The organism is Paenibacillus sp. USHLN196 (genome assembly GCF_037144955.1).
Taxonomy (GTDB): domain Bacteria; phylum Bacillota; class Bacilli; order Paenibacillales; family Paenibacillaceae; genus Paenibacillus; species Paenibacillus xylanexedens_C.
Genome location: NZ_JBBCYH010000009.1, coordinates 88,795 through 110,056 on the forward strand (window position 1 = coordinate 88,795; position 21,262 = coordinate 110,056).

The 21,262-nt window shown below is 47.9% G+C and carries 22 protein-coding genes; 17 read left to right on the forward strand and 5 right to left on the reverse strand.

What is annotated here, in order from left to right:
- Positions 1–292: 292 nt before the first annotated feature.
- Together WFI24_RS21315 and WFI24_RS21320 are read right to left on the reverse strand one after the other, a co-directional pair.
- Positions 293–883, reverse strand: a complete 591-nt coding sequence (locus WFI24_RS21315) for a DUF5317 domain-containing protein (RefSeq protein ID WP_336764011.1) — start codon at positions 881–883, stop codon at positions 293–295.
- A 241-nt stretch (positions 884–1,124) separates the two neighbouring features.
- A complete protein-coding gene (locus tag WFI24_RS21320; protein ID WP_336764013.1) occupies positions 1,125–2,546 on the reverse strand; it encodes a hypothetical protein in 1,422 nt (473 codons plus the stop codon).
- Between the two features lie 276 nt (positions 2,547–2,822).
- Here WFI24_RS21320 and WFI24_RS21325 point away from each other — a divergent pair, with 276 nt between their 5' ends.
- The 7 genes from WFI24_RS21325 to WFI24_RS21355 all read left to right on the forward strand — a co-directional run bounded on the left by WFI24_RS21325 (position 2,823) and on the right by WFI24_RS21355 (position 9,962).
- A complete protein-coding gene (locus WFI24_RS21325; RefSeq protein ID WP_221823881.1) occupies positions 2,823–3,854 on the forward strand; it encodes a BMP family lipoprotein in 1,032 nt (343 codons plus the stop codon).
- A 293-nt stretch (positions 3,855–4,147) separates the two neighbouring features.
- The gene (locus tag WFI24_RS21330; protein ID WP_145325688.1) at positions 4,148–5,647 is read left to right on the forward strand and encodes an ABC transporter ATP-binding protein; all 1,500 of its coding nucleotides are present in this window, start codon (positions 4,148–4,150) and stop codon (positions 5,645–5,647) included.
- A complete protein-coding gene (locus WFI24_RS21335) occupies positions 5,644–6,711 on the forward strand; it encodes an ABC transporter permease (RefSeq protein WP_100528174.1) in 1,068 nt (355 codons plus the stop codon). The genes WFI24_RS21330 and WFI24_RS21335 overlap by 4 nt, the downstream gene beginning before the upstream one ends.
- Positions 6,695–7,618, forward strand: a complete 924-nt coding sequence (locus tag WFI24_RS21340) for an ABC transporter permease (RefSeq protein ID WP_017691011.1) — start codon at positions 6,695–6,697, stop codon at positions 7,616–7,618. Before WFI24_RS21335 ends, WFI24_RS21340 begins: the two co-directional genes overlap by 17 nt.
- 47 nt (positions 7,619–7,665) lie before the next feature.
- On the forward strand, positions 7,666–8,337 hold the full coding sequence (locus WFI24_RS21345) for a sulfite oxidase-like oxidoreductase (RefSeq protein WP_145325687.1): 672 nt from the start codon (positions 7,666–7,668) through the stop codon (positions 8,335–8,337).
- Between the two features lies 1 nt (position 8,338).
- Positions 8,339–9,097 (forward strand): nucleoside phosphorylase, encoded by a 759-nt coding sequence (locus WFI24_RS21350; RefSeq protein ID WP_336764021.1) that lies wholly within the window; start codon positions 8,339–8,341, stop codon positions 9,095–9,097.
- 253 nt (positions 9,098–9,350) lie between these two features.
- Positions 9,351–9,962 (forward strand): hypothetical protein, encoded by a 612-nt coding sequence (locus WFI24_RS21355; protein ID WP_336764023.1) that lies wholly within the window; start codon positions 9,351–9,353, stop codon positions 9,960–9,962.
- Positions 9,963–10,020: 58 nt separating this feature from the next.
- On the opposite strand, the gene WFI24_RS21360 is transcribed toward WFI24_RS21355, so the two are convergent.
- Positions 10,021–10,206: an Arc family DNA-binding protein gene (locus WFI24_RS21360; RefSeq protein WP_336764025.1), complete on the reverse strand. Its 186-nt coding sequence runs from the start codon at positions 10,204–10,206 to the stop codon at positions 10,021–10,023.
- 135 nt (positions 10,207–10,341) lie between these two features.
- Between WFI24_RS21360 and WFI24_RS21365 the strand changes: the two genes are divergently transcribed.
- From WFI24_RS21365 to nfsA, 10 genes are all read left to right on the forward strand, one after another.
- Entirely contained in the window at positions 10,342–10,629 is a 288-nt protein-coding gene (locus tag WFI24_RS21365; RefSeq protein WP_336764027.1) for a hypothetical protein, read from the forward strand.
- Positions 10,630–10,734: 105 nt separating this feature from the next.
- Entirely contained in the window at positions 10,735–10,920 is a 186-nt protein-coding gene (locus tag WFI24_RS21370) for a hypothetical protein (RefSeq protein WP_017691007.1), read from the forward strand.
- A 123-nt stretch (positions 10,921–11,043) separates the two neighbouring features.
- Complete coding sequence (locus tag WFI24_RS21375) at positions 11,044–11,532, forward strand: GNAT family N-acetyltransferase (protein ID WP_336764031.1); 489 nt, start codon at positions 11,044–11,046, stop codon at positions 11,530–11,532.
- Positions 11,533–11,578: 46 nt separating this feature from the next.
- On the forward strand, positions 11,579–12,850 hold the full coding sequence (locus tag WFI24_RS21380; protein ID WP_336764033.1) for a hypothetical protein: 1,272 nt from the start codon (positions 11,579–11,581) through the stop codon (positions 12,848–12,850).
- 92 nt (positions 12,851–12,942) lie between these two features.
- The gene (locus WFI24_RS21385; protein WP_336764278.1) at positions 12,943–13,344 is read left to right on the forward strand and encodes a metal-sensitive transcriptional regulator; all 402 of its coding nucleotides are present in this window, start codon (positions 12,943–12,945) and stop codon (positions 13,342–13,344) included.
- A 55-nt stretch (positions 13,345–13,399) separates the two neighbouring features.
- Complete coding sequence (locus WFI24_RS21390; protein WP_036673156.1) at positions 13,400–13,600, forward strand: copper ion binding protein; 201 nt, start codon at positions 13,400–13,402, stop codon at positions 13,598–13,600.
- 224 nt (positions 13,601–13,824) lie between these two features.
- Positions 13,825–16,302 (forward strand): heavy metal translocating P-type ATPase, encoded by a 2,478-nt coding sequence (locus tag WFI24_RS21395; protein ID WP_336764279.1) that lies wholly within the window; start codon positions 13,825–13,827, stop codon positions 16,300–16,302.
- Between the two features lie 351 nt (positions 16,303–16,653).
- Positions 16,654–17,814, forward strand: coding sequence for a YhgE/Pip domain-containing protein (locus WFI24_RS21400; RefSeq protein WP_336764036.1), 1,161 nt, complete (start codon positions 16,654–16,656; stop codon positions 17,812–17,814).
- 157 nt (positions 17,815–17,971) lie between these two features.
- The gene (locus WFI24_RS21405) at positions 17,972–18,571 is read left to right on the forward strand and encodes a TetR family transcriptional regulator (RefSeq protein ID WP_076216037.1); all 600 of its coding nucleotides are present in this window, start codon (positions 17,972–17,974) and stop codon (positions 18,569–18,571) included.
- Positions 18,564–19,307 carry an oxygen-insensitive NADPH nitroreductase gene (nfsA, locus tag WFI24_RS21410; protein ID WP_336764038.1) on the forward strand — a complete coding sequence of 248 codons (744 nt, stop codon included), beginning with the start codon at positions 18,564–18,566 and terminating at the stop codon, positions 19,305–19,307. Before WFI24_RS21405 ends, nfsA begins: the two co-directional genes overlap by 8 nt.
- A gap of 122 nt (positions 19,308–19,429) precedes the next feature.
- Here the strand turns inward: nfsA and WFI24_RS21415 are convergent, their stop codons facing one another.
- Both WFI24_RS21415 and WFI24_RS21420 read right to left on the reverse strand, forming a co-directional pair.
- The gene (locus WFI24_RS21415) at positions 19,430–20,260 is read right to left on the reverse strand and encodes a TatD family hydrolase (protein WP_336764039.1); all 831 of its coding nucleotides are present in this window, start codon (positions 20,258–20,260) and stop codon (positions 19,430–19,432) included.
- An 81-nt stretch (positions 20,261–20,341) separates the two neighbouring features.
- Positions 20,342–21,250, reverse strand: coding sequence for an ABC transporter ATP-binding protein (locus tag WFI24_RS21420; RefSeq protein ID WP_336764040.1), 909 nt, complete (start codon positions 21,248–21,250; stop codon positions 20,342–20,344).
- Positions 21,251–21,262 lie beyond the last annotated feature (12 nt).

Sequence of the window (21,262 nt, forward strand, 5' to 3'; positions counted from 1 at the left end):
GTTTAGTCTACTCTTGATGTGTATATAATTGGTGTGCTTGTATAAAGGCATACTATATAGATGTATAACATACCAAGTTGCCTACCAAAAATCCAGAAAGAAAAAACAGGCCGCTGGCAGCCTGTTTGTCTTGTTTGGCGGTATGGATACTAGCCGCCCAGCTTGTATCCCGAAGTTAGTGCCACAACGACAGAAGCCACGATAATTGCGTTGATGACAATGCGGGAATATTTCACACCTTCAAATTTTTTCATGTAGAAGACCTCCCTTCCTTGGAGTCTGACCGAACCTCTTAAGCCTGATGAGTTTTAGCAGGTTGCACAGCCTTTTTGTCCCGATTTACCATCATGTACTGGATAAAAAGGAATATGCCAACGTTCATGACAACATCACCGATGCTGATCACCTGAGTCCGTGGATAAGGGCTGGACAGCGGGATGATATCACCGAGGAAAGGCAGGTGTGTTGACGCATCCATCATGAAATGCTTCGATACAGCTCCGCCTTCCCGGAGCATATCTACATAATAGGGTCCCAATACAGCAGAAGCTTCTACAGAAACAGGCATACGTCCACCATTGACAGCCATCACCGCAAAATTGAGAAACACCCCAATCCAGATGAGCATGAAACCAGTGTGGTGCCTGTTGAGCCAAAGAAATGCCAGCCCTGTAATGTAGACAGCGGCAAAGAGATAACCATTGATGGATGCCACCCATTCCAAGCGTTCCTGTAGATAGAAAATAAAGAACTGGATTAGCAGCAATACAGGGAAAATCCAGCCGCTTCGCAGCTTGAGTGCTGCAAACTGGTTAAGCCCATGCCGCAACCCACCCCGGAAAAACCCAACGATCAAGCCTAGAAGAATACCGTCGTATACCATGTGTAACCCCTGTTCGTTCGGAAATGTGTAAGTTGATTGCGTGTTTGTGTACTTAAGACATTCGACCTTATATTGGCAATTCCTGCATGGAAAAAGTGATTATTAGGAAGAAATTTGCAAAATACTGAACAAAAAACCGCCTTTACGAATCTATGGGTCGAAACCCTTCTAAAATTCGGTAAAGACGGCTGCTTGTGTTGCCAAAATACGAGCTTAAATTCGGATGGAAAGGGAGTTTATGTTATTCGGATCCACCGTTCAGATAATTGAAGAAAGGTTGATCTACCCAGAAGTCATACGTAGTAATGTCGGCATCAGGAGCTAGTTTCAAGAACCCTTCACGAATGGTTTTGGCATTCTCTTTCAGAGAGAAGGACTGAGCATAGTAATTGCCAAGCGCGATCTTATTATTGGAAATGACCGGATAGTTGGCCAAAGCGGTTGGTGAATAATACAACGGTTGCCACCACGAACTGAGAATCAGTGGAGATGTACTATCACTGTTCTTCTTGGCATATTTCAGCACAATATCATTGAAGCGGACTTTGTCTGCCGCATTGTTGAACTCGAATTGAATGTCATATTCCTTCGCAGAGGCAATATAATTGCCGTTCTCGATCTGTGTCACTTTATAGTCTGGCGTTTCCTTCGGCTCGCCCCATTCCTTCAAATAAATGAAGGCAGATGTCTTGGGTTGGAATTGCACATCAGCATCAATACCTTCGCTTCGCAGCAAACCAACCAACTGTACAGCATGCTGGATATTATCGTGGCCGTAAGTAAGTGTCAGCTCATCGATAAAGTTGGAATCAAAGCGGCTATCCTTCAGATTGTAACCTGTTACGAGATCATCTCGCAGCGCCTGATCCACAATCTTTCTCAGCTCAGGTGATTCGATCAGATCCGCTGTGCGATATGCAGCATACAATTTGGAATAGATGTCCGCATCGCCGGAACGCCCAATCTCATGTTTGTATTTCCCTTGACTGACCAGTACGCGTCCAAGCAAAGTATTAGCGAAATCTTTACTTGCTACGCCACCTTTAAGGAGAGCGGGGTATAGGCTTTCGGGAATCAGGCCTGTATCGATCGCCGCAGCCAGTTCCTGTGCGGCTTGTCCCTGAACACGGTTCGGGCTAATGCCAACTTTGGCAAGCGCTTTGGCTGTTTTCTCTGCAGGATATGTATAAGCCAGTTCCTTGAATCCGGCTGCTTTCACCGCGATGAAGACCGCTGCATAAGTGCTCAGATGATCCTTGGCACGTACTTCTGTACCGGAAAGAACCCCATTATTGTATAAGGATACGGCAGCATCATATGAAGAATCACCAGAAGACAGATCGGTAAAGACTGGAGCTTTGGCTTCACTGTCACTTGCTTGAGTTGCTTCCGTGATGGCTGCAATGGCTTGAATGAAATCACCTTTGGTAATCTGTTGCGGCAATTGAATGTTGTATTTCGCTTGCAAGAATTGAGCAAAATCCGCTGCGCTTTCCGTATAAGCGCCTGGCGCCTGAGCTACCGGTCCTTTGACACTTTGTGATGTGGTTGGTTTAGCCGGAGTTGCAGATGCTGCAGAAGCGGAAGCGGGCAAGCTTAGGCTGCCGAGTGTTACCGGAGCAGCGAGTAGAGCCGCCAGTGTGATCTGGGTGATTTTTTTCAAATGAATAGCCTCCTTAAAATGGGTTGGAAAATAAATAGCTTTGGGTTATAATTCTGACAATTCCTATCAGAATAGAATAATTGGATTGACTTTAGCACGGAGACGTGCTGGATGTCAACGGAAAAAAGCTTGATACAGAACGGTTTCCAAAGCTTGGTAGAAAGTGAATTGTCAATTATATTCTATTTGAGTGTATACGCTCAAAGATTTATTGACAAGGATCGACAGTATCCGCTAGGATAAGAAAAAAGAATGTTGAAAAGGGGTATTTTCAAAATGAAAAGAGGTTTATCGTTCGTCTTATCGATCATCATGTTGGCTATTTTGTTAGCAGCTTGTGGAAATTCGGCTTCCAAAGACGAACAATCCGCCCAAGGCAGTGATTCTGAGAAATCTCTTCGGATGGCCCTCGTACTTCCCGAAAAAATAGGGGTTAACCCTTTCTTTGTACAGATGGATGAAGGCTTCAAAAAAGCAGGTGAAGAATTCAAAGTAGACACCAAGACGATTGAATCGACAGACCCGGCAGCATTTGAACAAAATCTGCGTGCTGCGGTTGCCGAGAATTATGATCTGATTATTACAGCAACTTTCCAGGCAGAAGATGCATTGAAGAAAGTCGCTGCAGAAAATCCGGACAAGTCCTTTGCAATTGTAGATACAACCGTTGATCTTCCTAACGTTCGTAGCGTTGGTTTCCGTGAATATGAAGGGGCGTACCTGCTCGGTGCAGCTGCTGGATTGTCCACCAAAACAGACAAACTCGGCATGATCGCAGCAATGGATGTACCATTGATCAAGAAATATACGGAAGGTTTCAAAGCTGGATTGGAATCCGTGAATCCGGATGCAGAATTCCTCGTGAACTATGTAGGTGGATTTAATGACCCGGCCAAAGCCAAAGAATTGGCGCTGGTGCAATTCGGCAAAGGCGCTGACTTCATCGCTGGCGCATCCGCTGTAGGTGATCTCGGCGTGTTCGAAGCAGCCAAGGAAAAAGGATTCTACACATCAGGTCAGGATACAGACCGTACTGTTGAAGACCCGGAACATATCGTATTGTCTCAATTGAAGTCAACCGATACGGTTGCTTATGAGACCGTGAAAGATTTTGTAGAAGGCAACTTCAAAGCAGGTGCAGTAAACTATGGTTTGAAAGAAGACGGTGTAGGCCTGACTTACGTTACACGTGATAGCGAATCCCCGCTGAATGCTTTTGTTGGACAAGAAGTGATCGACAAGGTTAAAGCAATCAAGGATGATATCGTATCTGGCAAAATCGTAGTCAAAGATCCATTGCAACAATAGTTTTGAATGTTCTTTTCAATGAATGAGTGATGGAAATGATCAGCCGGCTGCCCGATCAGGCAGCCGGTTTTGCTGCTATTAAATGACCAGTATATGTTCAACTTATCGTTTACACGATAACGAAGAGGACAGAAATAACCTGAAGAAGCGAAGTGTTCGCATTTATCCCCGGATTTTCCCGTGTCAAAAGGGAATCAAAAAATCTGGGGATAACGGCGATCGGAAGGTTGTTCTGTCATCGTAGTGGCGAGTGTAACCTTTTTAAGTTGAACTGAGGGGAGCGAACGCGAGATATGTTGTTGGAGATGGAGCAGATTACGAAGAAATACGGCGGCTTCACCGCTAACCGGGACATCCGTTTTAATTTACGTGAGGGAGAGATTCATGCCCTTGTGGGTGAGAACGGAGCTGGTAAAACAACCCTGATGCGCATGCTGTATGGTATGGAACAGCCCACGTCAGGCACGATCAAAGTCCGTGGACGCGAGGTGAATTTTGCCACGCCGTCCCAAGCTATGGCAAGTGGCATCGGCATGGTGCATCAGCATTTCATGCTGTTCCCTTCCTTTACGGTGGCGGAGAACATCGTGATCGGACGTGAACCGGCTAAGGCAGGTGCATTTGACCGCAAAAAAGCAGCGGCTCAGGTAAACGAGCTTGGCAGAAAATATGGCATGCCGGTGGACCCGTGGAAAAAAGTGTCCGAGTGCCCGCTTGGCATGCAGCAGCGTGTTGAAATTCTGAAGGTGCTGCATCAGGGTGCAGACATCATTATATTGGATGAACCTTCGGCGGTACTGACACCGCTGGAAGTGAAGGAACTGCTCGCGAACATGAAATCGCTCGCCAAGCTGGGCAAAACCTTTGTACTGATCACGCACAAGCTGCAAGAAGTCATGGATGTAGCCGACCGAATCACGGTGCTTCGGGATGGTCAGGTGACAGGTACGTTGGAAGCCAAGGATACACATGTGGAGGAATTGTCCCGTCTGATGGTTGGTCGTGAACTTGTGCGTATGGACAAGCAGCCATCGGTTCCAGCCGAAGCCGTGCTTCAAGTGGAAGCGGTCAATCTGTCCGGAGCGAAGGATCGTTCAGCGCTCAAGGAGATCCACATGGAGGTTCGAAAAGGTGAGGTTGTTGGTATAGCTGGCATCTCGGGTAACGGCCAGTCGGAACTGATTCAGGTCATTGCCGGACTGCGTAAGGCGGACAGTGGTCGCGTCTTGCTCTCCGGGCAGGATACAACGAACTGGCCTGTACGGCGCATCCGGGAGCATGGACTTGCTCATATTCCGGAAGATCGCTACATGTGGGGAGCAGCCAAGGATGCGAGCGTTCGCGAGAACGGACTGATGGGGCACCATCATCGTTTGCAGTCACGTGGCATCATCAAAGCCAAAGCAGCTAGAACGATGGTAGAGAGTTGGATCCAACAGTTCAGCATCAAGACGGGTTCTGCGGAGACCAAGGCACAGTTTCTGTCCGGAGGAAACTTGCAGAAGTTGATTGCTGCTCGTGAATTTGCACAGGATACACCGTTTCTGATAGCAGCTGAACCAACACGTGGTGTGGATATCGGAGCGATGGAGACGATTCATGCCGAATTGCTACGCAAACGTAGTGAAGGTGCGGGCATTCTGCTTATCTCATCAGAGTTGTCCGAGATTTTGCAATTATCTGATCGGATTATTGTCATGTATGAAGGCGAAATTGCCGGAGAATTGAGAGCAGAGGAAGCGACTGAGGAACAGATCAGCTTGTTAATGGCAGGAGGGAAAGAGCGGATATGAATCGGGTAAAAGAAACACTTCGCGGACTCGTACAGCCGCTGCTTGCCGTATTCATCGGTCTGATTGCAGGGGCTGTGGCGATTCTGATCGTTGGCGGTAATGTGGTGGATACGTATGCGGAGATGTGGAAAGGGGCCTTCGGCAACTTCTACTTCTTCACGAATACGCTGGCTCGTTCCACACCAATCATCTTGGCTGGACTTGGGGTAGCGCTGGCATTCCGTGCCGGATTCTTCAACATGGGGGCCGAAGGCCAGATGATTCTTGGCGGACTCAGTGCTGCGCTCACCGCGCTCTATCTGCCAGGACCAGGCTGGTTTGTGTGTATTGCTGCGATTGTGGCAGGTATTCTTGCCGGGGGAATCTGGTCCCTGTTTGCAGGTTGGCTGGATGCTCGTTTTGGCATGAATCTGTTGATCACAACCCTACTACTTAACTATATAGCCATTTATTTCGGGGGATACATGGTCTCCTATCCATTCAAGGACCGTACAGGATCAGCGGCAATGGCACAGACTCCGATGATTGATCAGAGTATCTGGTTGCCGAAGTTGTTCCAAGGCATGGGGCTGCATGCCGGCTTCATTATTGCCATTGTAGCGGCCATTCTGATCTACTGGTTCACTCACAAAACAGTGACCGGTTACGAAATCCGTATGCTTGGTAGCAATCCTTCGTTTGCAACCTACGGTGGTGTGCGCCGCATTCGCATGATGATGCTGTCCATGGTCATCAGTGGCGGACTTGCAGGCCTCGCGGGTGCAGGGGAAGTGCTCGGTACACAGTACCGTTTCCTTGATGGCTCGCTGTCATCCGCAAGCTATGCATGGAGCGGTATTATGGCCACGTTGCTTGCCCGCTCGCATCCACTCGGTACAGCTGTGGCAGCCATTCTGCTGGCTGCGTTACAGACAGGTGCCATGGGGATGGAACGGAATACGGATGTGCCGCTGGAAGTCGGCAGTGTTATCCAGGCGGTCTTAACGTTATTTGTATCAGCTCAGATCGGTTATTCATTCCTGAAGCGGAGAAAGGAGAAAAAGTCCAATGCAACAACTGTTTGATGCAGCCATGTTTGGCTCAACCTTGCGGATTATGACTCCAATCCTGCTTGCAGCGCTCGGTGGGGCTTTATGTTCTCGTGTCGGTCTGTTCAACGTCGGTCTTGAAGGACTGGTTCTGATCGGTGCGTTCTCCGCTATTGTCGGTAATTATCTGTTTGGCAATGTACTGCTGGCTGTACTCTTTTCCATTATTATTGTGATGTTATTCTCGGCGCTGTTTGCCTTTATTAGTATTAATCTGAAGGCCAACGCCATCGTGGTCGGGATCTCGCTCAATTTCCTGGCTGCGGGGGTGACGACCTTTGCACTGCGTGCGATTTTTGATGTAAAAGGCGCATACTACGACAAAGACATGGTTGGACTTCCCAAGTGGGATATTCCGCTGATAAAGGACATTCCGTGGGTGGGCGATGTAATATCGGGACATAGTCCGCTAGTCTACCTCGGCATTGTGCTCGTGATTGCATTGCAATTTTATCTATTCAAAAGTGTATCCGGCTTCCGTCTGCGCTCGGTCGGTGAGAACCCGATTGCAGCACAGAGCATCGGGATCAAGGTACGTGGCATCCAGTATGGTGCCGTTCTGATGTGCGGCGTGTTGTGTGCTCTGGCTGGCGCACAGTTGTCGCTCGGTCAGGTGACGATGTTTACCGAAGGCATGACTGCTGGTCGTGGTTTTATCGCGCTGGTGGCAACGATGCTGGGACAAGCGAATCCGCTTGGCGTCATGGGTTCCAGTGTGCTGTTCGGATTCATGGAAGCATTGAGTATTCGTCTGCAAGGATTCTCCCTGCCAACCCATTTCACGTTGATGCTGCCGTATATTGTGACGCTGGTCGCGATGTTCTTTTTCAAAGACCGTACCTATGCACAGGATGCACTAAAAGCGGGCGGAAGCTCGCGTTAATTCCTGAATGCCTAAGTTAAAGGCAGATAAAGAAGGAGGAACCCCACTTGCATAACAAGGCTGAACGTTTGAAAAAAAGTAAAACCCCGGCAACCAAAACAGGCAATGATCATGGAGATCGTCTGCCGCCGGGACAGATGCTGACGGAGAAATTCCCGATTCTGCATGAAGGGGAAGTACCGGAATATGACCTTTCCACATGGGACCTGAAGGTATTTGGCGAAGTGGAAGAGGAGAAAGTGTTCTCCCTAGCTGAGTTGCAGGCGATGCCCCAGGTGAACACGGTGAGTGATATTCACTGTGTTACCCGTTGGTCGAAATTCGATACGTCGTGGGAAGGTATTCGCTTTTCCGATTTTGTGAAGCTTCTAGGGGTTAAGCCGGAAGCCAAATACGTCATGATTCATGCGGATCATGATTATGAAACGAATGTACCACTCGAAGAATTGATGCATGATGACGTATTGCTTGCATTCAAATACAATGGTGAGCCACTGACGCCCAAGCATGGTTTTCCGCTGCGCATGGTCGTACCCCAACTCTACTTCTGGAAGAGTGCGAAGTGGATACGTGGTCTGGAGTTTATGACCGAAGATCGTAACGGATTCTGGGAAGTGAATGGTTTCCACCATTTTGCCGATCCGTTCAAGGAACAACGCTTCTCGGGTGAAGATCTGCCGATTCCGGAAGACGAGTGGACGAAGAAGGAGTTTGATTGATATGTTGATGCCTATTTTGCAGATTCATTCGGAGGACATGCCGGCATATGCCATCGTCTGTGGTGATCCGGCACGAGCAGAGAAGATTTCCCGCAAGCTGGAGCAGGCGAGAGAACTGGCGTTCAGTCGGGAGTATCGCACGTTTGTTGGTTTGTATGAAGGGGTACAGATCGCTGTGGTCAGCCATGGTGTAGGTTCACCTGGAGCAGCTGTGTGCTTCGAGGAATTGATTCGGGCGGGTGTAACAACTCTGATTCGTGTAGGTACAGCTGGATCGTATACAGCCCATTATCCGGCAGGCAGTGTGATTGTGAGTACAGCGGCCGTTCGTACGGACGGGTTGACTCGCCAACTGGTGCCGGATGGTTTCCCAGCGGTAGCGGATATTGGAGTTACACAAGCGCTGATCGAAGCTGCTCGTGAGCAAGAAAGCGCGGACGCTGCAACATTTGCAGGCAAAGTGGGCGTTGGTATCACCGTAACGCTGGATGCATTCTTCGCAGGCGTGGAAGAGATCCCACATCGCAAATACAAGCAGGCTGGAGCACTTGCGGCCGAGATGGAAATTGCGGCGCTCTACATCGTCAGCACCTTGCGTGGCGCGCGTGCCGGAGCCATTGTCGCAATCGATGGATTCGCGGACAGCGACCTGGCTGCCGAGTATGATCCACATACGGATGCGGTTGGACAAGCGGTGGAGCGTGAGATTAATGCAGCGCTACGCGCACTTGCCACGCTTGCTCGCCAGGATCAGGCATAGGTTGGTTAAGGCAAGTATGCATTTTTGCTCAGTGTTACAAGCAAACCAGTAGATGATGTCCATTTGAGGTGGACAATATAAAAAGGGCGTCCCGTAAGGTCACGAATTTGACCCAGGGGGCGTCCTTTCCTTTTAAGTTTTCCCTTTTTAGTCAAGTGGAGCCTTTTAAATAAGCTGAAAAGAAGAGGGGATGCAGGTACAGTAGCGAATTGTATTTGCATGGCATGTCATTAAATTAGGAGAGTGATTAAATATGGGCTGGAGTGAATTACGTGAAATTCCTAATGAATACAGCGATGAGGTACAGCGGATTGATGAGCAACTTTTGAAACTGGTTGCAGCCAGAAAGGACATAACCGGAGCTGTCCAATACCAACCCCCTCAAAATACCATCGATGAATGGGTGAGCTTACTGGATATGAAGGAGGAAGATATCCGATATGTTCTCCGTAGCGTGCAACCGATGCCGCAAAGACACTACTTTACAAGTGAACCTCTTCAATTGACGAGTGTGGTGCCGATTATGAAGAAAATGATTAAAGATTCGTGTGAGTATATGATCACGCATTCGATGCAATATGAAGGTGAAAGCCTCGTTTATGTGGAGATTCAGTATAAGGGGAATGAAGCTGAGCGTATACAAATGGTTCCACATTTGGCTCTGGAAATATTCAGCGAACAGAGACATGTAACCATGAGACATGGCAGTCGTGGAGGAGGTGGGGAGACACAACTTAGTTTCCGAGTGGTTCCTGCCCTTCCTTCTTCTCTGGAAAACGTGCGATTCTCCTTGATTCCCTCAATACCAGAGTTGGAATACAAAGTAGAGGAGATCATTTTGGATAAACAGGTTGATTTCGATTAACAGGATAAATCATGAAAAATGACGTATGGATAATGCGCATGTCCTAAGGGCGCAAAATCTATACGTCATTATGTTTATCTGGGGAGATAACACCTTGTTCTTTCTCAAATTCTTCAATATGTTGTTCAATAAGATACTCAATCTGCATTGCGATAGATCGTTTGTTTTTGTCCGCAATCACTTTAATTTTCTCGAAATTCTTTTCTCGTAGCCTAAGTGTAAAGACTCTTTTATCTGTAGCCATGAAATAAAATCTCCTCAAAAAGTAATGTTCATATTGTATCATTACAAAATAATTCAATATACAATCATATTGACATCTAAGTGATGTCACTTTAGTATTTATATTCATAGTGACGTCACTTTTATGGAGGGGATCATGGAGGACTTCGAAGAAATATTTAACCAGTTCAAAGCTCTTCGTATGGAGAGTATCGGAAATCTTGTGATTTATAATTCAAAAGAATATAAAAGATTGAGTCAAGAAAGTGATCGTTTATTTATGGAGCTATGTGAATATGTTAAGCCAGAGGGGATGGCTTTATTTTTAGACTACTGTAATGTAATAACTCTTCTTCAGGGTACAGCAGAGTCAGTAATGTATGAGCAGGGGTTTAAAGATGGATTTAGCTTAATAAAGTTAATGTTTACTTCAAATAACACATAACATGTGGGAAGGCATGTCCCTCGCAAAGAATGATAAAGCAAAAAATGGGTAAGTTATATAAAGGAACATCATATTGAAGATGAACACATAAGGGAGGATTCTACGATGACACAGAACAATCAACCTCAGGACGAGGCGGAAATTCGTAACAAGCTTGATGAAGACGGGGATTCCTTGATGGAGAAAAAGAAGATTTTGAGCGGAGTGGACATTGAGCCGCAGGCAGACGAGTGGGCAGCGAAGCCATCACCTGTTGCTTTTAATGAAGGAAATGCTTCTTCAAAAAAATAAACAACATGAGAATCATATGGGCTTGATGGAATGAAGATAAATTTAGCGAAGCAGGTACCTTTATGGTATCTGCTTTTTGGTTGTATAATAATGTAAAATTCAGTAGATGAAAGAGTGATGAGGATGAGTACGGGTAAGATTAACATCAGAAAGGCAGAAATGAGGGACTACTCTGGCGTGTCATTGTTGATGGATGAACTACACCAGATGCATGTCGAGGGGCGGCCCGATCTATACAGAGCGTTAGAGACCAGAATGGAGGAAAAGGAGTTCACCGAACTGCTGGAAACGGACAAGCGTTACCTGTATGTTGCCGAGTCTTCCGAAACGGGCTTGATTCTGGGTTACGGGAGTGCACAGTTAAGTGTTATTCAAGATAACTCATTGATGGTGGATCGCAAGATGTTGTACATCCATGAACTTGTAGTGGATAACAAGCATCGGGGCCAAGGAACAGGCAAGCAGCTAATACTGGCATTAATCGAGCTAGGAAGAGAGCTTCAGGCAGATAGCCTGGAATTATCCGTGTCGACTTTTAACTCTGGGGCGCAGGCTTTCTATGAACAGATGGGTCTGGTCGTCCGCAGCAGCAGGATGGAATATACCTTGTAAGGCGGGACCAGTAGAGTGAAGGAGCATTGGCACGGAGGGGAGGGCCATGAAGGATATGGGGAACATTAATGAAGAAGAACAGCTGGGCGAGAATAGCATTCTGCAGTCTTCTGAGGATGTGGAATATCTTGTTCGCAGTGTGCAAAAACTGTTGGAAGAGCCTGACGCAGTGATACAATCTTGGGAAGTTGAACCCATCAATCCGGGGCTGCTTAATTTCACGACATCAGGTATTTATCGAATACGTGGAACGGCTACCGTAGTTGGAGTATTACTGTCATGGTCACTTGTGTTGAAATGCATTAAACCGGACTCAGCAGAGAAGGAAGATGTTACATACCATAACTATTGGAAAAGAGAAGCTGAGATACTCTCATCAGGAATAATTGATCATTTGCCGGGGCGTATCATAGCTCCGCGTTGTTTCGCTGTACAGCACAAATCGGAACATACCATTGGGTTGTGGATGGAAGATGTGTCTCGTCATTCCAAGTCTGATCATGTCTGGCCTCTGGACGATTGGGGATGGATTGCGGAACGCCTTGGTGAATTTCACGGGGCCTATCTCACGGGAACTTCACTGCCCCAACAAGAATGGATCTGTCCGCATTGGCTCAAATCATGGGTTAGGGGGTGTCGTCAGTATGCCCCTGTAATTCAAGAGCCTAAATTAGAAAGTGGACATGGTGATGATGATACTAGAGCTAGAGGAAGGCATATTGGCGTTGGAGATTCCGTGAGGTATTCCAGTGCAGGGAGTAAACATGAGCAGGCCCATTCGATCTGGCAGTGGTTCAACCAATATAGTGGGCAGATGGACAAGGTATTAAATTCACTAGATCATTTACCACATGTTCTGTCACATCAGGATTTAGCGCAAGGCAATATATTTATGCCCTCAGAACGTCTAGACGATAGCGTACTTACTCTCATTGATTGGCAATTCATGAGTATTTCTGGAGTTGGTGAAGAATTAGGGAAGCTATTTGGGGTTAATGCGAGTTTTGGGCATATTGCAGCAGAGGACATATATACAGCTAAAGAGGAAGTGTTCAATCGCTACGTACACGGACTTCGGACAGTGGGGTGGATGGGTGATGAAAGACTTGCAAGGTATGGCTACTGTGTCTCAATTGCAGCTCGAAGTATGTGGGAAGTTCCTGAGTGGTTGAAATGGGTAGAACAGTCATGGATTGCTTCAGGTATTAATGATGAACTGGAGCAGAAAATTAGTACACGTGCCCAAATCATTACTATTCAGAAAGAGATGTCATTCGAAGCAGCCGAACTAGCTCATGCTCTATTTAATCAGGAATAAGCAATCTATTTAAGCAAAATACCAGAACACCCTTGAATACCCCCGTGGGGTATGTTACTCTTAGAAAAGAACGAAGAAAAGGGGTGTTCATGATGGATCATCAGAGCCATCCCGAGGAACCTTTGCAATCCTCCTCAACTGATTCAACAACTGAAGCTTCGGATACAGTTCCAGAAGCGGCATCCTGTCATGCCGAGGGCAGTGATGGGAAGCATGTGCGCAAGAGTCACCATTCGCAGGAGATGAAGAGTAACCTGGTCTCTCGTTTGAACCGTGTGGAAGGTCAGATTCGCGGGATCAAAGGATTGATCGAAAAGGATACGTACTGTGATGATGTGCTGACACAGATTGCGGCGGCTCAGTCTGCTCTTAACTCGGTAGGCAAGCTTCTACTTGAAGGCCATATGAAGAGTTGTATCGTTGAGCGCATTCAGGCTGGTGAACATGAGGTTGTGGATGAACTGCTGGTTACGATGAGGAAGTTAATGAAGTAAGTTAGGTCAATTCAATCAAGTTATCATTTTAATATACCCCAAGGAGGAATTTACAATGTCTAATGTTACGTTGAACGTTACGGGAATGTCCTGCAATCACTGCGTGAAATCAGTTGAAGAAGCTGTGAAGAATACCGGTGCGAGTGGTAAGGTTGATCTGGCAGCGGGAACAGTAGCGGTGGAATATGATGAGCAGAAAGTGAACGTGGATCAGATCAAAGCTGCGATTGAAGATCAGGGATATGATGTAGTCTAACGGGATCACAGGCTTAAACCGAACATGCTCATGGGCACAAAGAGGGCAAACCCCTTTTCCCACGAGTCAGGTTTAAGCCTAATTTTCTGTCTGATATATACCCCTTAGGGGTATGTTTGAATGCAACATATAAAAATTGAATCGATATGAAAGGAGCTGACATGATGGATAACTCAACGAATAAACCGATGGATGGATCATCTGAACCCACCCCAATACCACCTATGGCAGAAGCACCAGGGCTGAAGGCAACACTGCACATCACGGGGATGACCTGTGCTGCCTGTTCGACGCGAGTGGAGAAGGGATTGTCCCGCATGGAAGGTGTGCATCAGGCCAATGTGAACCTTGCCATCGAACAGGCAACCGTATCTTATGATCCGAAGACAACTAACGTGAACGCGTTGCGGGATAAAGTAGAGGCGCTTGGCTACGGTACGGTGTCCGAATCGGTTGATCTGAACATCACCGGTATGACGTGTGCTGCCTGTTCTGCCCGGATTGAAAAAGGACTTTCCCGACTACCGGGGGTATCTCAGGCGAATGTGAATCTGGCGCTGGAAACAGGGCATATCGAATATGCCGCTGGTGCATTGAAACCTTCGGATATTACCGCCAAGATCAAGCAGATGGGCTACGGTGCTGAACTGCAATTGACGCAAGAAGAGACCACATCGGTTCGTGAACGTGAGCTGCAACGCAAAAAGTGGAAATGGATGATATCTGCGTTGTTATCAATTCCTTTGCTGTGGGCAATGGTGGGGCATTTCTCGTTCACATCCGGAATCTATGTCCCAGATCTGTTCATGAACCCTTGGTTCCAGCTGATTCTGGCAACGCCAGTACAGTTCGTGATTGGATGGCAATTCTATGTGGGGGCGTACAAAGCACTACGTAACCGCAGTGCCAATATGGACGTCCTCGTCGCATTGGGTACCAGTGCAGCGTTTTTCTACAGTCTCTATCTGACGTTATCCAGTGGGTACTTACCTACTACAACGATGGATCATGGGGCAATGGGAACGAGCACAGCCGCCATGCCTTCGGTAGAACTCTATTATGAGACAAGTGCAATTCTGATTACGTTAATTTTACTGGGAAAATGGTTCGAAGCTGTGGCGAAAGGTCGCTCTTCACAGGCTATTAAAAGCTTGATTGAACTGGCTCCACGTGAAGCTCGTGTCATCCGTGACGGACAGGAAGTGATGGTTCCTGCCGCATATGTTGCGGTGGGTGATCTGATCCTGGTGAAGCCGGGGGACAGTATCCCGGTGGATGGTATCGTTGAAGAGGGGCAATCCTCTGTGGACGAATCCATGCTAAGCGGAGAGAGCCTTCCCGTGGATAAAAAGCCTGGAGATCCTGTTACAGGTGCTACGCTGAATAAAAACGGGGTATTACGACTACGTGCGACCCGAGTGGGATCGGACACGGCTTTGTCCCAGATTATTAAAGTAGTCGAGCAAGCTCAGGGCTCCAAAGCACCGATCCAGCGGATTGCAGATGTCATTTCAGGCATATTTGTTCCCATTGTTGTTGGCATAGCCGCGCTGACATTCCTGATCTGGTATCTGTTTGCAAGTCCAGGTGACTTCGCTGGTTCCCTTGAAAAAGCGATTGCTGTGCTTGTCATTGCCTGTCCATGTGCACTGGGGCTGGCAACGCCGACCTCTGTCATGGCTGGATCAGGACGTGCCGCTGAATATGGCATTCTGTTTAAGGGCGGCGAACATCTGGAGTCGGCACAACAGATTCAGACCGTGGTGCTCGACAAAACAGGTACAGTAACCCAGGGTAAACCGGTGCTTACCGATGTTATCACGGCTCCGAATTGGACGGAATCCGATCTGCTTGAGCGAGTGGGAGCGGCCGAACAGAGTTCCGAGCATCCGCTGGCAGAGGCAATTGTTGCAGGTATTCGTGCCAAGGGCCTGGAGCTAACCCCAACAGAGAAGTTTGAGAACATACCGGGATACGGCGTGCGAGCTTCAGCAAAAGGGCAGGAGATTCTGGTCGGCACACGTCGTTTGCTTGCAGATGCGAAGGTGAATGTCTCTGAGGAAACCGTTCAGCAGATGAACCGTTTGGAGGAACAAGGGCGTACAGCGATGCTGGTAGCGGTGGATGGTCAGTGGGCAGGGATCGTGGCTGTGGCTGATACCATCAAGGATACCTCTCGCGAAGCCATTGGGCGTCTTCAGGCGATGGGGATTGATGTCATCATGATCACGGGAGACAATGAGCGAACAGCTCGCGCTGTAGCAGAACAGGCAGGGATCGGTAAAGTGCTGGCTGAGGTGCTGCCGGAAGGTAAAGCTGCGGAAGTGAAGAAACTTCAGGAGAGTGGCCTGAAAGTTGCGATGGTAGGTGACGGCATTAATGATGCTCCGGCACTTGCTACTGCTGATATTGGGATGGCCATCGGAACAGGAACAGATGTAGCGATGGAAGCGGCGGATATTACGTTGATGCGTGGTGATCTGAACAGCATTGCAGATGCCATTGAGATGAGCCGGCGCACGATGGGGAACATCAAACAAAACCTGTTCTGGGCGCTCGGTTACAACGTTATTGGTATTCCTATTGCGGCAGTTGGCTTCTTGGCTCCATGGCTGGCAGGGGCAGCGATGGCGTTCAGCTCCGTATCGGTTGTACTGAATTCCCTACGTCTGCAACGGATGAAGCTGAAGAGAAATAACTGACCGAACTTTGTTTGGAGATATATTCAACGGCTCATTGTCAATGAATTGAGGATGAATAAATGCGCGGTTCGCTGTGGCGGACCGTGTTTTTTGTTGAGAAAAATACAGTTGAGTCGCCAGAAAGTAAGCCTGAATCGTTGATATAGATGTTCTTTTCTACGGAGAAAGGATAGCATAATGCACGTTTGTGAAAATGGATCGATTGTATTCATGAATAAAGCTTTCATTTTCTGAATTTTTCAAAAATGAGTTGACAATATGGACATATTCACATAAAATTTAAACGATCGTTTGATTCAAACAACTGTTTAAATCAAATTAGAACTATTTGAGTAATGGAGGACACCTTTTATGTTACAGGCTTTACGTACATTGTTTAAAAAACCGCCAGTGATTGTAGGGATCGTAACAGCACTTATGTTCCAAGTGATCTTTAGCGTGATCTGGATGACCGCATATTCTGGAGTAAATGACCGTACGAAAGAATTGACGGTTGCGATTGTGAACGAAGACGGCGAAATGTCCAAAGGAATTGCGGATTCGCTCGCAGGAACACTGCCTTTTCATACCGTATCCAATCTGAGTGCGGCTGAAGCGTTGGATCAGCTGAATCATCACCAAGTACACATGGTGCTGGATATCCCGGCTGGATTTAACGAATTGCTTCAGACGGCTGGCTCAACCGCCGAGATTAAATACACCATTAATGAAGCGAACCCGGTTACGATCAAAAGCATGATGCAAGGTGTATCACAAAGTGTGACAAACACAATTAACAAACAAGCTACAGCACAAGGGGTACAGACGGTGTTGACCGCTTCAGGTGCACCTGCTGATCAGGCTGCTGAAGCCGCGACAAACCTGACTACCCGAGTGGAAGGAACGACAACGTCCATCAACCCGGTTAACGGGATGAATAATCAGATGGTGCCGATGATGATGGTACTGGCTTCCTATGTAGGTGCCATGATCATGGGGATGAACCTCCAGACAGCCATGGGTATGCTGTCATCTACCTATTCCCGATTGACTTTGTTTGGCGCGAGAGTAGTCATTAACGTGGGTTCTGCATTGGTCGTTTCCCTGCTGGGATCATCATTGATCGTGGCACTGGGAGGACAGATTGCACAAGGATTCGTTGCATTCTGGCTGTTCCAGGCGCTCTTCCTGTGCACGTTCATGTTCTTCTCCCAGTTCTTCCTGATCTGCTTCGGACCAGCAGGAAGTCTGTTCAACATCATCTCACTGTCCTTGCAACTGGTATCCTCTGGTGCAATGGTACCGCGTGAACTGCTGAACAGCTTCTATAGCGGTATTGGCCAGTACCTGCCTGCAACATACGCCGTTCAGGGTATTCTGAGCGTGCAGTTGGGAGGCCCAGGAGTTCAGTCTGCTGTAGGTTCCATCGTGATTGTACTGTTGGTTGCAGTTGCGTTGTCATTGGTCGTGACGTTGTTGAAAAAACAACGCATGCCAGCTATGGCTCCAAGCCCTGCTCAAGCGAACAACTAATACACAATAGATGTATACCATTGCTTCATAGATAGGACAAGCACCCCGATGATTTTCATCGGGGTGCTTGGTGTAATATAATAGACAGATACAGTACCTGGCTACAGCCCTTGAGCTGAAGCAGATGAAATGAACGGATAAGAGGGAGCGGGACGGAATGACTGAACCGGAATTGGATATCAAAACGAGGATATTGCTTGCAGCCAAGAAGCTTTTTGCACAGCAGGGGTATGACGGGACGAGTGTTCGTCAAATCTGTGATGAGGCGGGTGCGAACGTGTCACTGGTCTCATACCATTTTGGCGGCAAAGAAAAGGTGTTCGAAGCCTTATTTGAGCATTTTTTCCCTGGGCATATGATGAACTCGCTGGCGGAAGAATCCATGTCCTCGCCTGTGGAAGGCATCCGACGAATTATTGGTGAAGTTGTGAAGTTCACGATGACGGATCGGGAGATGAGCGATATTGTGCAGCTTGAAATTACACTTCGTACACATCGCACAGCTACCGTATTTCGTTTTCTGGACCCCGTCTGGACTCGAGTTAAGGAACTTCTGCAAGAAGGAAAAGACCAGGGATTGTTTCAGATTGAGTCCGTAACTTATGCGATGCTTCAGGTGATGGGTGTGGCCTTGGCACACAAACGGGCCAAGAATTCACGGTTTGGCTTTGAATATCAGGATATGAATACAGACGAACTCGCTGAGCAGACAATTGAGTTCGTACTTCGAGGATTGGGAGTGAACAGCCATGAATGAAACCATTGAGTTAATGATGAAACACCGCTCTGTACGCAAATTCAAGCCAGACCCGGTGAGTGATGAGCAGCTTGCAGCCATCGTAGCAGCGGGTCAGATGGCTTCTTCTTCAAGTAGTGTACAAGCCTATACCGTCATTGCTGTGACTGACATAGAGCAGAAATCCAAGCTGGCTGAATTGGCAGGCAATCAGGCCTACGTCAATGAATGTCCGGTGTTTCTCGTATGGTGTGCTGATCTGTATCGGCTGAGTGATGCTGCGAAACGTCATCTTCCTGAAAAGGAATCGTATGCTGATTCAACAGAGAATTTCATGGTAGCCACGATTGATGCTGCTCTGGCTTCCCAGAATGCCGCTCTTGCAGCGGAGTCACTAGGATTCGGAATCGTATATATCGGCGGGCTTCGTACCCGGATTGAGGAAGTAGCTGAGTTATTGGAATTGCCGGAAGGAGTATATCCGGTGTATGGCATGTGCATTGGTGTTGCAGATCAGGAAACGGGAATTCGGCCGCGTCTGCCGCTGGATGCAGTCCTGCATCATAATCGTTATAATGCCGAGCAGAGCATCAAAGGTGTTGAGCTGTATGATGAGACAACGACGGCGTACATGAAAGAACGGACTAACGGTGAACGAACGACCCCATGGTCCGAACTGATGGCGAAGCGCCTGACTGAGCCGACAAGGTTGCAAGTGAGACCGTTCCTGGAAGGCAAAGGATTCTTGAAGCGTTAGTTCTATATGTAAATTAGAAGTCAGTCGGGTAGCGAAGCCGACTGGCTTCTTTGTGCTGAACTGTAATGTGTTGTGCTGTGCTGGCAGGACAAGCGAGTGTACTTGATGTTACCTGATTGTACTCAAGTTAAGCCATAGAAACGCTTTGTGTTCTGATAAAAGAGCCGGGCGGCCCGCTCGGTTCCCATGCCAGTGATTTCACTCCATGCCTGGATGACCTGTCTGGTCATGGCAGGGTGTGTCATTCGTCCCTGAAATGGTCCTTCGAAGGGCCAAGGTCCGTCGGTCTCGGCCATCACTTGTTCTGATGGATATTGCCGGGCGAGTTCACGAATCTCTTCTTCATACACAATATCCGGCGTGAAGGAAATGAAATAACCGTTGTCCGCCATGCGCCTTATGGTTTCGCGAGAACCCTTGAACCAGTGGAAATGGGCGCGTCGGAACTGATTTTGCTCCAGCAAATCACAGACGATATCCGCATCTTCGTATACCGCATGAAGGACAAGTGGTTTGTTGTGCTTTTTGGCGAGCTGGATGAAACGTTCAAGCAACTCGATATACCCGCTCTGATCGAAGCGCTGCCCTGCCTGCTCCGCTTCCTGACGGTTGTAATAGGGGAGGCCAACTTCTCCTATGGCTGTAGCTTGTCCAATATGCTTCTCGATCCATTGGAAGAACAGGTCCATTTCTACAACGGACGGCAGTTCCTGTTCTGGATGGAAACCGAAGGCTGGATAGATGTTACGTGGATGTTGTTTTGCAAGCTCCAGATTGGCCTGGGAAGAAGCGAGATTCATGGACACGGCGATGACTGCCTCGACTTGTTGAGACGGGAAAGATAGCAGCATCTCGCGTTGTTCGTCAGGGGTATACTGATCGAAGTGAATATGAGCATCAATTAATGGTGCAAAAGCTTGAGAATGCACGAGGGAATTCCTCCTTGTGGTCATTTATATTCTAACTATGTTACGCAGAATTTCTTGTGGTGGATCACCCATTAAAGGAAAATAATAACTTAAAAACCCGCGCTATTATGATAGGCGGGCTTTCTGCTGTTCTTCTCGCATCCACTGTGCAATCTGCCGTTTACGCTCCAGAAAAGCGGATTCCTCCGTAATTTCTTCTCGTCTTGGGCGATCAAAAGGAACATGTACCTCGTGCAACACCGTTGCAGGTCGGTTGGATAATACATAGACCCGATCCGCTAGCAGCAATGCTTCTTCGATATTATGGGTGATGAACAGCACCGAGCGGCGGTTCTGTTCCCAGATATCGAGCAGCCAGCGCTGCATGTCACTGCGGGTCAGTGCATCCAGCGCGCTGAAAGGTTCGTCAAGCAGCATGAGTTCCTGCGGACTGAGCAGGGCGCGCAAAAATGCAACACGCTGCTGCATTCCGCCCGACAGCATATGAGGATAGGCCTGCTCGAACCCGGCAAGACCCACGCTGCTTAACCACTTTCGAGCCTCTGCAAGTGCTTCGGCCCGAGGTGGAGCACTTGAAGCTACTTCACCAGCAAGCAGTACATTATCTTCAATGGTACGCCACGGGAAAAGGGCGGGCTGTTGCGGCATATAACTAATCTTGCCACGCTGTCCCGTTACATTCTGACCGTTCATAAGTACTTGGCCTTCCTGTGGCTTAAGCAGACCGCCGATGATATGGAACAGGGTGCTTTTGCCACAGCCGGATGGACCAACGATAGCAACAAACTCGCCTTGCTCCACAGTCAGGGACAGGCCGTTCAGAACCGGTAGCTTGCTGCGCCGTTCACGGAATGATGCATGAACATTAACAACGTCCAGTGCAGGTGGAACCGGAGCAGGAGTCGTGTTGGCAGGTCGATCAGGCGTAGCCGAGTTAAACTTTTCACCGTGCGTTGGCTCTATTACACTTGCTCCTCGTCCAGGCTGGACTTGTTCATCCTGTTGCCGATTCATATGGTCATCACT

What these genes read in the sequence shown, in the direction of transcription:
- WFI24_RS21315 (WP_336764011.1), bottom strand. Translation starts at nt 883, where the DNA reads ATGGTATACGACGGTATTCTTCTAGGCTTGATCGTTGGGTTTTTCCGG.
- WFI24_RS21325 (WP_221823881.1), top strand. Translation starts at nt 2,823, where the DNA reads ATGAAAAGAGGTTTATCGTTCGTCTTATCGATCATCATGTTGGCTATT.
- WFI24_RS21330 (WP_145325688.1), top strand. Translation starts at nt 4,148, where the DNA reads ATGTTGTTGGAGATGGAGCAGATTACGAAGAAATACGGCGGCTTCACC.
- WFI24_RS21335 (WP_100528174.1), top strand. Translation starts at nt 5,644, where the DNA reads ATGAATCGGGTAAAAGAAACACTTCGCGGACTCGTACAGCCGCTGCTT.
- WFI24_RS21340 (WP_017691011.1), top strand. Translation starts at nt 6,695, where the DNA reads ATGCAACAACTGTTTGATGCAGCCATGTTTGGCTCAACCTTGCGGATT.
- WFI24_RS21350 (WP_336764021.1), top strand. Translation starts at nt 8,339, where the DNA reads ATGTTGATGCCTATTTTGCAGATTCATTCGGAGGACATGCCGGCATAT.
- WFI24_RS21355 (WP_336764023.1), top strand. Translation starts at nt 9,351, where the DNA reads ATGGGCTGGAGTGAATTACGTGAAATTCCTAATGAATACAGCGATGAG.
- WFI24_RS21360 (WP_336764025.1), bottom strand. Translation starts at nt 10,206, where the DNA reads ATGGCTACAGATAAAAGAGTCTTTACACTTAGGCTACGAGAAAAGAAT.
- WFI24_RS21365 (WP_336764027.1), top strand. Translation starts at nt 10,342, where the DNA reads ATGGAGGACTTCGAAGAAATATTTAACCAGTTCAAAGCTCTTCGTATG.
- WFI24_RS21370 (WP_017691007.1), top strand. Translation starts at nt 10,735, where the DNA reads ATGACACAGAACAATCAACCTCAGGACGAGGCGGAAATTCGTAACAAG.
- WFI24_RS21375 (WP_336764031.1), top strand. Translation starts at nt 11,044, where the DNA reads ATGAGTACGGGTAAGATTAACATCAGAAAGGCAGAAATGAGGGACTAC.
- WFI24_RS21380 (WP_336764033.1), top strand. Translation starts at nt 11,579, where the DNA reads ATGAAGGATATGGGGAACATTAATGAAGAAGAACAGCTGGGCGAGAAT.
- WFI24_RS21385 (WP_336764278.1), top strand. Translation starts at nt 12,943, where the DNA reads ATGGATCATCAGAGCCATCCCGAGGAACCTTTGCAATCCTCCTCAACT.
- WFI24_RS21390 (WP_036673156.1), top strand. Translation starts at nt 13,400, where the DNA reads ATGTCTAATGTTACGTTGAACGTTACGGGAATGTCCTGCAATCACTGC.
- WFI24_RS21395 (WP_336764279.1), top strand. Translation starts at nt 13,825, where the DNA reads ATGGCAGAAGCACCAGGGCTGAAGGCAACACTGCACATCACGGGGATG.
- WFI24_RS21400 (WP_336764036.1), top strand. Translation starts at nt 16,654, where the DNA reads ATGTTACAGGCTTTACGTACATTGTTTAAAAAACCGCCAGTGATTGTA.
- WFI24_RS21405 (WP_076216037.1), top strand. Translation starts at nt 17,972, where the DNA reads ATGACTGAACCGGAATTGGATATCAAAACGAGGATATTGCTTGCAGCC.
- nfsA (WP_336764038.1), top strand. Translation starts at nt 18,564, where the DNA reads ATGAATGAAACCATTGAGTTAATGATGAAACACCGCTCTGTACGCAAA.
- WFI24_RS21415 (WP_336764039.1), bottom strand. Translation starts at nt 20,260, where the DNA reads ATGACCACAAGGAGGAATTCCCTCGTGCATTCTCAAGCTTTTGCACCA.
- WFI24_RS21420 (WP_336764040.1), bottom strand. Translation starts at nt 21,250, where the DNA reads ATGAATCGGCAACAGGATGAACAAGTCCAGCCTGGACGAGGAGCAAGT.